Genomic DNA, 15,832 nt, shown 5'->3' with positions numbered 1-15,832 from the left:
GATAATAATAAGCATAAACTTATATTGTATTACAATTTATTAGATAAGAATAATAGGTGATATTACTAATGGTAAGGTTATTACAATTTCATCAATATTCATATAACTTAACAAAACGATATTAATTTTAAGGAGGAAATTTATTGAAAAAGAAAATTGTTTTTTTTGTTTTACCTGGTTTAGATAGCTTCATAAATGATATAATTAATGCTTTATCTGAAAAATATGATACAAAAAAAGTTATTGTTAAATATTATAATCAAATTGATGAAGGTATGAAATGGGCTGATGTATGCTGGTTTGAATGGTGTGATGCACTTATTATATATGGAAGTAAATTAGAAATAGCAAAAGAAAAAAAGATTATATGTAGAATACACAGTTACGAAGCTTTTACAAATAATATATCTCAAGTTAATTGGGATACTGTTGATAAGATTATATTTGTGGCAGAGCATATAAGAAATAATGTATTAAGTAAAGTAAAAGTTGAAAAGGAAAAAACAATAGTAATTTCAAATGGTGTTGATTTAGATAAGTATGATTATAAGGAAAGAGAAAAGGGATTCAATATAGCTTTTATAGGGTATATAGATTTTAAAAAAGGACCTATGCTGTTATTTCATGTATTTAAAGCAATTTTTGACAGAGATAATAGATATAAGCTGTATATAGCAGGCAGATTTAATGAAGAAAGATATGTATTATATTTTCAACAGATGGCTAAAGAAATGGGACTTGAAGATAATGTTATATTTGATGGGTGGCAGGATAATATTGATAAATGGCTAGAAGACAAGAACTATATATTATGTACAAGTGTACTTGAATCACAAAATATGAGTGTTATGCAGGCAGCAAGTAAGGGAATTAAACCTATTGTGCATAATTTTGTTGGAGCAAAAACAATTTATCCTCAAGAGTATGTTTGGAATACAATAGATGAAGCAGTAAAAATGATTAGTAGCGATGAATATAATTCTAAAGAATATAGAGATTTTATTACTAAAAGATATTCATTAGATAATAATATTGTAAATATAAAATTATTAATAAAATATTTAGTTCAAAAAAACTATGAAGAAAAATGTAACGAATTACCATTAGTAAGTATTTGCATACCTGTATACAATGGTGAAAAATTCATAAACCAAGCTATAATAACTGCATTACAACAAAGTTATGAAAACATAGAAATTATTATTAGCGATAATTGTTCTACTGATAATACTGTTAAAATTATTGAATCATTTAATGATAGAAGAATAAAACTTCATAAAAATTCTTCTAATGATGGTTATTTAGCTAACTTGAATAAATGCTTGTCAATGGCTAATGGAAAATATGTAAAATATTTGTTTGCTGATGATATATTAGAAAAAGACAATGTGAAAATATTGACAGAGATAATAGAACAAAATCCAGATGTTAACTTTGTAGCAAATAATTTTAGACAAATTAATGAAAATAACCGTATTATTAGTGGGGATTTAGTTAATATTGGCGAGGGAAAATATGATGGGAAATATCTTTTTAAAGTATTAATTATGTATGGAGATTTAATTGGAGCACCTTCAAACATTTTAATTAGAAAAGAAACAATAGATAAAATTAATGGATTCAGCGATGAATATGAGTATATGCATGATTATCATGCATGGGTTCGATTAGCACGAGAAGGAAATTTTTATTTTATGAACAGAATACTGTCTTACTTTAGAATTCATTCACAATCAGCAACAACTAAAACAATAGCAAGTGTTTCAAGGGTAAGAGATTTTTATAAATTATTAAGAGAATTTATAAATGATAATGAATTTTCTAAAGAAGATATAAAGATATCTTATAAAAATGCAACTACAAGCTCTTTATATTCATTACAAAAAAATAATAATTCAGATGAGAAACTAGAAATGATTGATTTGATTTTAAAAGAAGATAAGTACTTATCAGATGAGAATACAACGACATTAAATAGTATGAGAATAAAACTTTTACATGATAAAGAACAATCAAATTTATAAAATTGTTTATGAGAGGTAAAGAATATGCAGATAGGAATAATTAATTGTTATGAGATATATAATAAAAAAAATTCACTATTTAATCCAGCTAGATATTCGATAGGAGAGAATATGGAATATCCTATTGTAATATTAAAAAATAAACTTAATAAAATGAATAGTAGTATTGACACATTGGATATGTATCCTATTGAAAAGTACGACAAAATAATCTTTATTGATATACCAAGTTGTAATATAAGATATGATTACAATTTAATTTCTAAAGATTTATATTTAATTCTTATGGAATCATCACTTATAAAACCAGAGAATTATATAAAGGAAAATCATAAGTGTTTTAAAAAAATATTTACATGGAATGATGAATTAGTAGATAAAAAGAAGTATATTAAATATTATTGGCCCAATAAGATTCCTGTATCAATTAATTTTGATATTAATTCAAAATCAAAACTTTGTACTATGATAGCAGGTCATAAACTAAGAATTCATCCTTTAGAATTATATAGTGAAAGAATTAAAGCAGTTCGGTGGTTTGAAGAAAATCATATAGAGGATTTTGATTTATATGGAATTGATTGGGATAAGATGATTGTTGGTTTTAATGGAAATTTAATAGATAATAATAACTATCCTTCTTATAAAGGTAGAATAGAGTCAAAAAATAAAATATTAAAGAAGTATAAATTTTGTATTTGCTATGAAAATGCAACAGGTATAAATGGGTATATTACGGAAAAAATATTTGATTGCTTTTTTGCAGGATGTATACCAATTTATTGGGGAGTTACTAATATTACAGATTCAATACCTAAAAATACTTTTATAGATAAAAGAGATTTTAGTACGTATAAAGAATTATATGATTATATTAAGAATATGTCGCAGAATGAATACATTAAATATATAGATGCAATTTCAGCGTTTATAAAAAGTGAACAAATACAAAAATTTAGTGCAAAGGGTTTTGCAGAAAATATAATTAAGGAAATTATGGATTGATAAAGTTACTTCAATTAATAAATTATAAACAACAGTTTAATGGACTGTTGTTTTTTATGCACATTTATTTACAACGATTAATATAATTATTATGAAAACAAAATTAAAACATTTGACTATAAAGTTAAGTATATGGAGAACTTTATGAAGATTGTGTATTCATTTTGGGAGTGATTTTATGTTATGTGCGTTAATTATGGCAGGAGGTAAAGGGACTCGATTTTGGCCTGTTTCAACTAAATCCAGACCTAAACAATTTTTGAAGCTTCTTGGAGAAGACACAATGATTCAAATGACTGTAAAAAGGTTGAGAAAATTAATTTCTATAGAAAGAATTTTTATAATAACGGAAAAGAGATATATACATTTAGTAAAAGAGCAATTACCAGAGTTACCACAAAGAAATATAATTATGGAGCCTATTGGAAAAAATACGGCACCATGTATAGCTCTTTCAGCTTTTTATATTAATAAAATATGCAAGAATTCAACTATAGCTGTATTACCTGCGGATCATCTAATAGTTAACGAAGAAGAGTTTATAGAAACATTAAAGGATGCTGATGAATTTGTGGAGAAAAGAAAAGAGGCCATAGTGACTATAGGTATGAAGCCTAATAGAGCAGAAATAGGTTATGGTTATATAAAGTTTAGTGATATGGATTGTGTAATTAACAGACATGAAATAAGAAAGGTACAGAAATTTGTTGAAAAACCTAATAAAGAAAAGGCAGAACAATATTTAAAGGAAGGACATTATCTTTGGAATGCAGGAATGTTTATATGGAAAACATCAAATATTTTAAGACTTACAAAGCTGTATTTAGAAAATACCTTTAATATTCTTAGAGAAATAACAGAGTTATCTGATGAAGAGTATCAAAAATCTTTGGAAGAAAAATATACTCAAGTTGATAGTATATCCGTAGATTATGGAATTATGGAAAAAGCAGATAATATTTATGTTATTCCAAGTGCTTTTGGATGGGATGATGTAGGGAGTTGGAGTGCGCTAGAAAGATGTAAGAAAAAGGACTGTAATGGGAATGTAAGTATAGGAAATGTGAAAAGTATAGATGGAAGAAATAATATAATAGTTTCTAATAGCAAATCTATTATTATTGATGGAGTAAATGATATTTATGTAGTTGAAAATGATGGAGTAATAATAATTGGTAAAAAAGATAGATTGGTTAATATAAAAGAATTAAAAGAAACAGTAGGTTAGAATGGGGGATAAAGCTATGAAAAAAGCTTTAATAACAGGTATAACAGGACAAGATGGTTCATATTTGACAGAGTTTTTATTAAAAAAAGGATATGAAGTTCATGGAATAGTTAGAAGGGCAAGTATATTTAACACAAAAAGAATAGATTATTTATTTGAAAATCCTAAAATAGGGAATGTAAAATTATTTCTTCATTATGGTGATTTAACAGATTCAAGTAATTTAAATAGATTAATTGAAAAAATAAGACCAGATGAAATTTATAATTTAGGTGCTCAAAGTCATGTTAAGGTTTCATTTGATGTTCCAGAATATACAGCTGAGGTTGATGCATTAGGTACACTAAGAATATTAGATGCTATAAAAGAGTGTGGAGTTAAATGTAAGTTTTACCAAGCTTCTACATCTGAGCTTTTTGGAGGGATTCCAGGAATGGATCCTCAAAATGAAAATACTCCTTTTTATCCCAAAAGTCCATATGCTGCTGCAAAGTTATATTCATATTGGATAACAGTAAATTACAGAGAAGCATATGGTCTTTTTACTTGTAATGGAATATTGTTTAACCATGAATCACCAAGAAGAGGTAAAACTTTTGTTACGCGAAAGATTACAAGAGCAGTAGCTAGTATTGCTGTAGCTAAACAAGATATTCTTTCACTTGGTAACTTAGATGCTAAAAGAGATTGGGGGTTTGCTGGTGATTATGTAGAAGGTATGTGGTTAATGCTTCAAAAAGAAAAGCCAGGAGATTATGTACTTGCAACGAATGAAACGCATACAGTAAGAGAGTTTGTTGAAGCTGTATTCAAAGAAGTTGGAATAGATATAATGTGGAAAGGAAGAGGAATAGAAGAAAAAGGTTATGATAAGAAAACAAGCAAGATTTTAGTCGAAGTTAATCCTCAATATTTTAGACCTGCTGAGGTTCAAATGTTGTTAGGAGATCCTTCAAAAGCTGAAGAAGAATTGGGGTGGAAGAGAAAAGTGAATTTTAAAGAATTAATTCATATGATGATTGAAGCTGATTGTAAAGAAATAACAGGAAAAGAGTTAGAGTATATAAGAAGGACATTGGAGTAAAAAATAAAATTTCATATTTTAGGGGAGTGTGGCTTTTATGATTAAATTACCATTAGCTACAACAACATGGGATAATGAAGAATATAAGGCTATTAAAAGAGTAATTAATTCTAATAGATTTTCTATGGGAAAAGAAGTAAAAGAATTTGAAGAAGAATTTGCAAATTATTTTGGAACAAAATATGCAGTAATGGTTAATTCAGGTTCATCAGCTAATTTATTAGCTGTTGCTGCACTGCTTTTTTCAAGTAAATATAATTTAAAAAAGGGAGATGAGGTTATTGTTCCAGCTGTTTCATGGGCAACTACCTTTTTCCCTTTACAGCAATATGGATTGAAAATCAGATTTGTAGATATTGATTTAGATACATTAAATATTGATTTGGATAAAGTTGAAAAAGCAGTTACTAAAAATACAAAAGCAATTTTTGCTGTTAACTTATTAGGGAATTCTATAGAATATGATAGATTGGAAGAAATAGTGAATAAATATAATTTAATTTTAATAGAAGATAATTGTGAGTCAATGGGAGCAAAATTTAAAGGCAAATTTACTGGAACTTTTGGAATAATGGGTACATTTAGTACATTCTTTTCACACCACATTTCTACAATGGAAGGTGGAATGATAGTTACTGATGATAAAGAATTACGAGATATACTTGTATGTTTAAGAGCACATGGATGGACTAGACAATTATCTAAAACAAGTGAAATTTATAGTAAGAAGGATGAAGAATTTTATGAAGCGTTTAATTTTATATTACCAGGATATAATGTTCGCCCTCTAGAATTTGAAGGGGCTGTAGGAAAAGAACAGTTAAAAAAAATTAATATTATTATAAAAAAAAGAAGGGAAAATGGTAAAGTATTTGAGAAATTATTTTCTAAAATTGATTATATAAGAATACAGAAATCAATAGGAGAATCTTCATATTTTGGGTTTGCAATAATTATTAAAGATAATGCATTGTTTTCTAGAGGAGATTTAATTAATTTATTTAATAGAAATGGAATAGAATGTAGACCAATAGTTGCTGGAAATTTTACTAAAAACAAAGTTATAGAATATTTTGATTATAGTGTTTATAATAGCTTAGATAATTCTGACTATATTCATGAAAGAGGACTTTTTATTGGAAATCATCATTATAATATAATAGATAAATTGCAAAGAATTTGTGGGTTGATACAAGATTTACAAAATAATGGTTTGTAAGTTGGAAAATTAATTAAAAAGTAAGATGTTTTTGTAGGGAGATGAAGTATGGAGAAGAATAATAAAATTTATGTAGCAGGACATAATGGTATGGTAGGTTCGGCTATTGTAAGGAAGTTGAAAAAAGAAGGATATAAAAATATAATAGTAAGAACTAGGCAAGAATTAGATTTAATTGATCAAGCAAAAGTAGAAGAATTTTTTTATGAAGAAAGACCTGAATATGTTATTCTTGCAGCAGCAAAAGTAGGTGGAATAGAAGCGAATATTAAATATCCAACTGAGTTTTTAATGGAAAATTTGATTATACAGTGTAATGTTATTAGAAGTGCATTTAATAATAAAGTAACAAAATTAGTTTTTCTAGGTAGTTCATGTATATATCCTAAAAATGCTAAACAGCCATTAAAAGAAGAATACTTACTTTCAGGATGTTTGGAGCCTACGAATGAAGGTTATTCAATTGCTAAAATTGCGGGATTAAAAGCTTGTGAGTTTTATAATAAGCAATATGGAGTAAATTATATAAGTATAATGCCTTGTAATTTATATGGAGAAAATGATAATTTTGATTTAAAGTCTGCTCATGTTATTCCAGCACTAATAAGAAGAATATATGAAGCAAAGATGAACAAAATACCATTTGTTGAAATTTGGGGTGGTGGAAATCAATATAGAGAATTTATGTATGTTGATGATATGGCTGATGCTGCGTTGTTTTTAATGGAGAATTATGATGAAAGTCAATTTATAAATGTAGGCACAGGTAAAGATGTAACAATTAAAGAATTAGCAGAAACTATTAAAAAGGTTGTAGGCTATGAAGGAAAATTGAAATTTGATACTACTAAACCAGATGGTATGTTTAGAAAAGTGCTAGATGTATCAAGATTAGATAAGAAAGGCTGGAAGTACAAAACAGAACTTTATGATGGAGTAGTAAAAACTTATAATTGGTACTTGAATAAAATTAAGAGTACTAAAAGTTATAAATAAGATAATTGTATTAAAGAAATCATTAAGAATACCTTAGAGAGGTATTCTTTTTTGAATGATTATGTAATTAGAAGAATAAAGATAATATATATTAATCACATAAATTTTAATGCAATAATATAATGTAATGGAGAAATGTAAGTATAAAAATTTATTTAAAGAAACATTAATTTTGAAAAAGATTAAATAAAATTGCAGGTGATATTATGAAAGTTGTAATACTTTGTGGAGGTAAAGGTACAAGAATGAGAGAAGAAACAGAGTATCGTCCTAAACCTCTTGTGAATATAGGTGGGAAACCGATTATATGGCATATAATGAAAATATATTCCTATTTTGGATTTAATGATTTTATATTATGTTTGGGATATAAAGGGGAAATGATAAAACAATATTTTATGGAAATGTATTGGAGAAATAATGATATTACATTAAATATTACTAATAATAATTTAATATGTAATAACTTAAAAGAAGAACAGTGGAATATAACAATGGTAGATACAGGTTTCGAAACTCTTACTGGAGGTAGAATAAAAAAGATAAAAGAGTATATAGAAGAGGATGAATTTATGTTAACTTATGGAGATGGATTAAGTAATGTTAATATTAATAAGCTTTTAGAATACCACAAGAAAAAAGGAAAAATTGCAACGTTGACAGGTGTGCATCCTACTTCGCCTTTTGGAATACTAAAATTTAAAGATGGTATAGTAACATCTTTTAGTGAAAAACCTGTATTAAAAGATATTATAAATGGAGGTTTTATGGTTTTAAATAAAAAAATTTTTAATTATTTTCCAGAGGATGATTGTGCCTTTGAAGAAGAACCATTAAAAAATTTAAGTAAAGCTAATGAACTTGCTGTATATGAACACAAAGGTTTTTGGACTGCAATAGATACTTTTAAAGATGTTCAAAGGCTAAACAAACTTTGTGAGAGTGGTGATACCCCTTGGAAAGTATGGATATAAATAAAATTAGAGATTTTTTCAAAGGAAAAACAGTTTTAATTACAGGACATACAGGATTCAAAGGTTCTTGGCTTTCAATTTGGCTTAAAGAATTAGGAGTTAATATTATTGGTTATGGATTAGATCCTTATACAGAAAATGACAATTTTGTTGTATGTAAATTGAATAATAAAATGACAGATATACGTGGTGATATCAGAGATGACGAAAAACTTAAATTTGTTTTTAATAAATACAAACCAGAAATAGTCTTCCATTTAGCTGCTCAACCATTAGTTGGATTATCTTATAAAATTCCCAAAGAAACATATGAAACAAATGTTATAGGTACACTAAATGTTTTGGAATGCATTAAAAATACAGATTCTGTTAAAGTTGGAGTAATGATAACTACTGATAAATGTTACGAAAATAAAGAACAAATTTGGAGCTATAGAGAAGTTGATGCATTAGGAGGCTATGATCCTTATAGTGCTAGCAAGGCTTGTGCTGAGCTTCTTATAGCTTCTTATAGAAATTCTTTTATGAATACTGAAAATTATGCAGAACATGGAAAGGCTATAGCATCTGTTAGAGCTGGTAATGTCATAGGAGGAGGGGATTGGGCAAAAGATAGACTAATTCCTGATTGCATTCGTTCATTAATAAATAATAGAACAATAGAAATTAGAAATTCGGACTCGGTAAGGCCATGGCAGCATGTACTTGAACCTTTATATGGATATATGCTATTAGCAACTAAAATGTATTCAGATGGAATTAAATATTCTGGTGCTTGGAATTTTGGACCTAATTATACATCTATAGTACCTGTGAAAAAAGTTGTGAATTTTTTAATACAATATTGGGAGGGAGATTCAATAGAAAAAGGTTTATGGAAAAATGTTCAATCGACCTCAAATTATCATGAATCTAAGTTATTAAGTTTAGATTGTACAAAAGCTAAAACATATTTGGAATGGTATCCTAGATTGAGTATAGAAAAATCCATAGATTTTACTGTTCGATGGTATAAGAATTTTTTTATACAAGATCCTTATGAAATTTGTTTAAAACAAATAAAAAATTATATAAATTTAGTATAGTAAGTAATTGTTAGTGGGCAAATAAAAATTCTCACTAACAATTATTATTGAAAATACTATAAGTTGTTTATATCTCAGAATAATTATTTTTTGTCTTGTAATAAAGAGGTGGTTAATTTGAATAAAAAAATATTGATAACAGGTGCAAGTGGATTTGTAGGTTCCTGTTTAGCAGAAAGTTTAGTGAATGAGGGATACGATGTAAACTTAATTGTCAGAAGTACTTCAAATCTTTGGAGATTACAGAAGATAAGAAATGATGTAAAAATATATTATGTTGATCTTTATGATGAATATAAATTAAATAAAATAATAAAAGTAATTAACCCCGAATATATTTTTCATTTAGCAACTTATGGCGGTTATCCTTTTCAACACGAAATATCTAAAATAATATCAACAAATATAAATGGAACAATTAATCTCATAAATGCTTGCAAAAATATTGATTATAAATCATTTATAAATATAGGCAGTTCTTCAGAATATGGACTTAAAGAGAATCCTATGAGGGAATGTAATCTATTAGAACCTATTAATCTTTATGGTATTACTAAAAGTACGGCTACATTATATTGCAATATGATTGCTAAAACTCAAAAGAAACCAATTAATACAATAAGACTTTTTTCAGTTTACGGATATTATGAAGATAAGAAAAGACTTGTTCCAAGTGTAATTCTTTCTTGTTTAAAAGGTGAAGATCCAAAACTTGCTTGTGGTGATACAGTAAGAGATTTTATATTTGTTGAAGATGTAGTTGAATTATTAAAATACATTGCTTTTGATATAAAAACACAAGGTAAAATTTATAATGCAGGTTATGGAAAACAACATACTGTTCGAGAAATGGTACAAACAATAATATCTCAATGTAATCCCAATTTACAACCAGTGTGGAATGTGTTTAAATCAAATAGATCAGATACAGACAGATGGGAATCTGATATGAGTTTAGTGAAAAAAGAACTTAGTTGGATACCAAAATATAATTTAAAAGAAGGAATTTTAAAAGATATTGAATGGTTTAAAAATAATATAAATTTATATTTAAGGAAGTGTTAAAGCTGGAGGTATACAATATGAAAGTTTCCGATTACTTAATCAAATATCTAGAAATTTTAGGTGTTAATTATATATTTGGGTATACAGGAGGAGCAGTAACCCACTTGATAGATTCTATAAATAAAAACAGTAGTGTAAAATTTATACAGTGTTATCATGAGCAGGCTGCAGCTTTTTCGGCAACTGCTTATGCAAAATACTCAAGAAATTTGGGAGTAGCTATAGCTACAAGTGGACCAGGTGCTACGAATTTGATTACTGGAATAGCAGATGCATATTTTGATTCATCTCCAACATTATTTATTACAGGACAGGTAAATACGTATAACTTTAAATATGAAGCTAATGTACGACAAAAAGGTTTTCAAGAAACAGATATAGTAAGTTTAGTAAAACCTATAACTAAATATAGCATATTAATTGATGATGTCAATAGTGTAGAAAAAGAACTTAAAAAGGCTATTTGTATTGCCTTAAGTGGAAGAAAAGGACCTGTATTAATAGATATACCGATGGATATTCAAAGACAGGAAATAAAGATTTGTGAAAAGAGTTTCATAAACGATATAAATTCAATGAAGTATGAAATAAGTGATAGAGCAATAGCCAATATATATAATATGATTGTTAATTCCAAGTTTCCTGTTATATTATCAGGAGGAGGTAGCAGTTTATCTAATGCTAAAAAAAATCTTATAAAATTATCTGAAAAACTTGGTATTCCAGTGTTGGTTTCATTAATGGGAAAAGATTCTTTTCCACACGATCATAGAAATTTTGCTGGATATATTGGTGCGTATGGCAATAGGTATGGAAACATAGTTTTATCTAAATCGGATTTTCTATTGGTTGTAGGTTCTAGACTTGATTCAAGACAGATAGGAAATAATATAGAACCATTTTTGAGTAAAAAAATAGCTTGGGTTGATATAGATAATTCCGAAATAGAAGGAAGTAGAATACACCCTAGTGAAAAGATAATTGCAGATGCAAATGATTTCCTCGAAAAAATGCTCTGTTATTGTAGTCAAAGAAATAAAACTTATAAAAATAAAGATAAATTTTTGAAGGGTATTGAAATTCTTAAGAATCTTTTTTCACCATTATCAGAGTTAGATAGAGATATAAAAAATAAATGGCATTATGAAGTTATGAAAATTATTTCAGATAATTTAAATGAAAATGATACAATTTGTGTAGACGTAGGACAAAATCAAATGATGGCTGCACAAGTTATAGATATTAAAGAAAATCAAAGATTTATCAACGGTGGGGGAATGGCAGCCATGGGATATGCACTGCCTGCTGGAATTGCAATATCTATTGCTACTGGAAATAGATGTGTTGTGATAGTAGGGGATGGTGGATTACAGATGAATATACAGGAACTTAATATGGTTTCATTTTATAATCTTCCAATAATAATAATTGTATTTAATAATAAAAGTTTAGGAATGATAAAGCAATTTCAAGAATTGTATTTTAATAAAAATTTTGCGGCAACGGATGAAAAAAATGGATATAAGTCATGCTGTTTTTCTAAGATAGCTGAAGCTTATGGAATCGATAGTGTAGTAATAAATAAAGAGTCGGACTTGGAAAGTAGATTTAACGAAATTTTTGGGAACTCAAAATTACCAATTCTTGTGGAAATTGAAATTGATTATCAGACATTTGTATATCCTAAACTAGAATTTGATAAGCCTATAGATAAAATAAGTCCATATATTACAAAGAAAGAAAATGAAATAATAAATAATATTTTTGATTTTTAGAGTTTGTTGTTTTAAATGTAAAGTTTTAAAAGGAAGGTGTTATATGGAAAAGGAATCTGAAATCAGAAAGCAAATATTACAAAAAGTAGTTGAGTTATACAATGTTAGAAAACAAGATAAGAAATTTATTCCAGGTAAAACAAGAATCCATTATTCAGGTCGTGTATTTGATGAAAAAGAAATGGTTGCAGTAATAAATTCAGCCTTAGATTTTTGGCTAACATTAGGCAAAGAGGGACGGAAATTTATTAATGAATTTACTAAGTATATGGGCATAAAATATGGAGTAGTAACAAATTCAGGTTCATCAGCTAATTTAATAGCCTTGAGTACTCTCTGCTCTTCTAATATTGAAAATCCAATCAAACCTGGTGATGAAGTAATAACTACAGCTATGACATTTCCAACAACATTTAATCCTATTATTCAAAACAATTTAATTCCTGTAGTAATTGATATTGAAGAAGGAACTTATAATATAGATGCTTCAAAAATAGAAAATGCTATTTCAAATAAAACCAAAGCTATAATATTTGCTCATACTTTAGGTAATCCAGCAGAAATGGATAATATAATGGAGGTGGCTAAAAAATATAATCTTTATGTAATAGAAGATACTTGTGATGCTTTAGATTCTAGATATGATAATCAACTTTGCGGAACATTTGGTGATTTTTCAACTTATAGTTTCTATGCTGCTCATCATATGACTATGGGAGAGGGAGGAGCGGTTCTTACTAATAATTTAAATTTATATAAACAAGCTCTATCTATAAGAGATTGGGGAAGAGCTTGTTATTGTCAAACAGGAGAACCAAATCCAAATGGAGCTTGTGGTAAACGCTTTAAGCATAAGTATGAAAATTTACCTTATGGATATGATCATAAATATGTTTATAGCAATATAGGATATAATTTAAAACCTCTTGATATTCAATGTGCTATTGGAATAGAACAATTAAAAAAACTTCCTATATTTACACAGAAACGAAAACATAATTTTAATATTCTTTATAACTTTTTCAAAAAATATGAAGACAAATTTATACTTCCAATAACTTTACCTAAAGCTGATCCTTCTTGGTTTGCATTTCCATTAACAATAAGAAAAAATGCTGGTTTTACACGAAGAGAATTTGTTACTTATCTTGAAGAAAATATGATAGAAACAAGAATGTTATTTACAGGTAATATATTAAAACACCCAGCTTATAAAAATATAAATTATAGAATTGTTCATAAATTAGATAATACAAATAATATACTCACAAATACATTTTTTTTAGGTGTTTATCCTGCATTAACAGATGAAATGCTTCAATATATAATTGAAGTTGTTGATAGATTTATGGTTAATATAATTACCTAAATTTTATATAGAAGAATTTTCAGTTATAACATCTGTTTAAGTACTTCCCATGGGCATATTAACAAATATAATATAGTATCATATTATATACTAATAAATAAGAAGTACTTTAAATATACAAAGGGAGTGCTTAAATTGACAAACAAAGAAAATTTAGCAAAAAAAATACAAAACAGAACTGCGGTTATAGGAGTTATAGGCTTGGGTTATGTAGGATTGCCTCTTGCTGTTGAAAATGCTAAAGATGGATATAAAGTTATAGGATTTGATGTTCAAGAAAAAAAAGTTAGTATGGTGAATAAAGGACAGAACTATATAGGAGATATAGTGGATTTGGAGCTTGAAGGGTTAGTAAAAAAGGATAAATTAAGTGCAACTACAGATTTTAATTTTGTAAAAGATGTAGATATAGTTTTTATATGTGTTCCAACTCCTTTAGATAAATATCAACAGCCTGATATAAGTTATGTAAAATCATCTACAGAGGCTGTTGCAAAATATATTCACGAAGGAATGTTAGTAATTCTTGAAAGTACAACTTATCCAGGCACAACAGAAGAATTACTATTACCTATATTAGAAAAATCAGGATTAAAATGTGAGCGTGATTTTTATTTAGCATTTTCGCCTGAAAGAGTAGACCCTGGTAATTTAACTTATAAGACAAGAAATACCCCTAAGGTAGTAGGTGGAATAGAAAAAGACAGTACACAATTAGCAGCAGCTATATATAGAAATGTGCTTGAAGATGAAGTGTTTGAAGTGTCTAGTCCAAAGGTTGCTGAAATGGAAAAAATTCTTGAAAATACCTATAGAAACATAAATATTGGTTTAATAAATGAAATGGCAATTATATGTAATAAAATGAATATAGATATATGGGAGGTTATTGAAGCGGCAAAAACCAAGCCTTATGGATTTCAGCCATTTTATCCTGGTCCAGGATTAGGAGGACACTGCATACCGCTTGACCCATATTATTTAACATGGAAAGCTAGAGAATATGATTATCATACAAGACTTATAGAAACTTCGGGAGAAATAAACAATTACATGCCTCAATATATTTTACAGAGAGCTTCAAAAATATTAAATAGCTTTAAAAAGCCTTTAAATAGTTCAAAAATTTTAATATTGGGAGTTGCATATAAAAACGATATAGATGATTATCGAGAAAGTCCTGCTCTTAAGGTTATTGAAAATTTTAAAAAAGAAGGAGCAAAAGTTAATTTTAATGATCCGTATATATTATCTTATAAATATAAAGGAAAAGAATATAATGGAATAGAATTAACACAGGCAGTATTAAACAATGCAGATTTAGTTGTTATAACAACAGCTCATAGTAAATATGATTATGATTTTATTCAAAAAAATTCTAAATTTATATTTGATACAAGAAATGCGACAAAATATATTGAAAATAAAGATAATATTGAATTATTGTAATAAGCAAAACAAAAGTCAGGCTTGTCCTGACTTTTTGTTTTAGTAAGATTAAAATTAATAAAAGCTTGTCCTGAATTTGTAGCATATGTTACTTGTTGTTCATATTATATATTGAAGTACCAACGTGTGCTTTAATATTTAACTTAAAAATAGGGAGTGAACAACTTTGGCTAATAATATAGTATTTCAACGTTCAGCTGAGCAGTTAAAATCTTCAGTATATGGTTATGATGGAAATAATTATCAACCGCTTAAAGTTAATTCTGATGGCGAATTAGATATTAATGTAGGAACCTTAGAAAAGATAATAACAGTAGGAACAATAACTAGAGTAGGAACACTAACTAAAGTAGGAACAGCGGGAACAATAACTAGAGTGGGAACATTAACTAAAGTAGGAACCGCAGGAACAATAACTAGAGTGGGAACATTAACTAAAGTAGGAACAGCGGGAACAATAGCTAGAGTGGGAACATTAACTAAAGTAGGAACCGCAGGAACAATAACAAAATTAGTAACAGTAGGAACAATAACTAGAGTAGGAACACTAACTAAAGTA

The 15,832-nt window shown here is 27.5% G+C and carries 12 protein-coding genes and 1 pseudogene; all 13 read left to right on the top strand.

The window, feature by feature from the left end:
* Positions 1–143: 143 nt before the first annotated feature.
* On the top strand, positions 144–2,024 hold the full coding sequence (locus OW763_RS00095) for a glycosyltransferase (protein ID WP_268039016.1): 1,881 nt from the start codon (positions 144–146) through the stop codon (positions 2,022–2,024).
* 24 nt (positions 2,025–2,048) lie between these two features.
* A complete protein-coding gene (locus tag OW763_RS00090) occupies positions 2,049–3,029 on the top strand; it encodes a glycosyltransferase family 10 domain-containing protein (protein WP_268039015.1) in 981 nt (326 codons plus the stop codon).
* Positions 3,030–3,207: 178 nt separating this feature from the next.
* Entirely contained in the window at positions 3,208–4,257 is a 1,050-nt protein-coding gene (locus OW763_RS00085) for a mannose-1-phosphate guanylyltransferase (RefSeq protein ID WP_268039013.1), read from the top strand.
* Positions 4,258–4,273: 16 nt separating this feature from the next.
* Complete coding sequence (gmd, locus tag OW763_RS00080; RefSeq protein WP_268039011.1) at positions 4,274–5,341, top strand: GDP-mannose 4,6-dehydratase; 1,068 nt, start codon at positions 4,274–4,276, stop codon at positions 5,339–5,341.
* 37 nt (positions 5,342–5,378) lie between these two features.
* On the top strand, positions 5,379–6,560 hold the full coding sequence (locus OW763_RS00075) for a DegT/DnrJ/EryC1/StrS family aminotransferase (protein ID WP_268039009.1): 1,182 nt from the start codon (positions 5,379–5,381) through the stop codon (positions 6,558–6,560).
* Positions 6,561–6,608: 48 nt separating this feature from the next.
* Complete coding sequence (locus OW763_RS00070; RefSeq protein WP_268039008.1) at positions 6,609–7,556, top strand: GDP-L-fucose synthase family protein; 948 nt, start codon at positions 6,609–6,611, stop codon at positions 7,554–7,556.
* Positions 7,557–7,762: 206 nt separating this feature from the next.
* Positions 7,763–8,530 (top strand): glucose-1-phosphate cytidylyltransferase, encoded by a 768-nt coding sequence (rfbF, locus tag OW763_RS00065; protein WP_268039006.1) that lies wholly within the window; start codon positions 7,763–7,765, stop codon positions 8,528–8,530.
* Positions 8,521–9,615, top strand: coding sequence for a CDP-glucose 4,6-dehydratase (rfbG, locus tag OW763_RS00060; RefSeq protein WP_268039791.1), 1,095 nt, complete (start codon positions 8,521–8,523; stop codon positions 9,613–9,615). The genes rfbF and rfbG overlap by 10 nt, the downstream gene beginning before the upstream one ends.
* Positions 9,616–9,732: 117 nt before the next feature.
* Positions 9,733–10,680, top strand: a complete 948-nt coding sequence (locus tag OW763_RS00055; RefSeq protein ID WP_268039004.1) for an NAD-dependent epimerase/dehydratase family protein — start codon at positions 9,733–9,735, stop codon at positions 10,678–10,680.
* A 17-nt stretch (positions 10,681–10,697) separates the two neighbouring features.
* On the top strand, positions 10,698–12,455 hold the full coding sequence (locus OW763_RS00050) for a thiamine pyrophosphate-binding protein (RefSeq protein ID WP_268039003.1): 1,758 nt from the start codon (positions 10,698–10,700) through the stop codon (positions 12,453–12,455).
* A gap of 43 nt (positions 12,456–12,498) precedes the next feature.
* The gene (rfbH, locus tag OW763_RS00045) at positions 12,499–13,824 is read left to right on the top strand and encodes a lipopolysaccharide biosynthesis protein RfbH (protein ID WP_268039002.1); all 1,326 of its coding nucleotides are present in this window, start codon (positions 12,499–12,501) and stop codon (positions 13,822–13,824) included.
* Between the two features lie 135 nt (positions 13,825–13,959).
* Positions 13,960–15,273: a nucleotide sugar dehydrogenase gene (locus OW763_RS00040; RefSeq protein ID WP_268039000.1), complete on the top strand. Its 1,314-nt coding sequence runs from the start codon at positions 13,960–13,962 to the stop codon at positions 15,271–15,273.
* Positions 15,274–15,439: 166 nt separating this feature from the next.
* Positions 15,440–15,832, top strand: a pseudogene (locus OW763_RS00035) (beta strand repeat-containing protein); the annotation flags it as partial.

Origin of the sequence: Clostridium aestuarii, from assembly GCF_026735135.1 — a bacterium.
GTDB classification, from domain to species: domain Bacteria; phylum Bacillota; class Clostridia; order Clostridiales; family Clostridiaceae; genus Clostridium_H; species Clostridium_H aestuarii.
The sequence above is the reverse complement of the archived record's forward strand: the minus strand, read 5'-3'. Positions and strand labels throughout refer to the sequence as shown.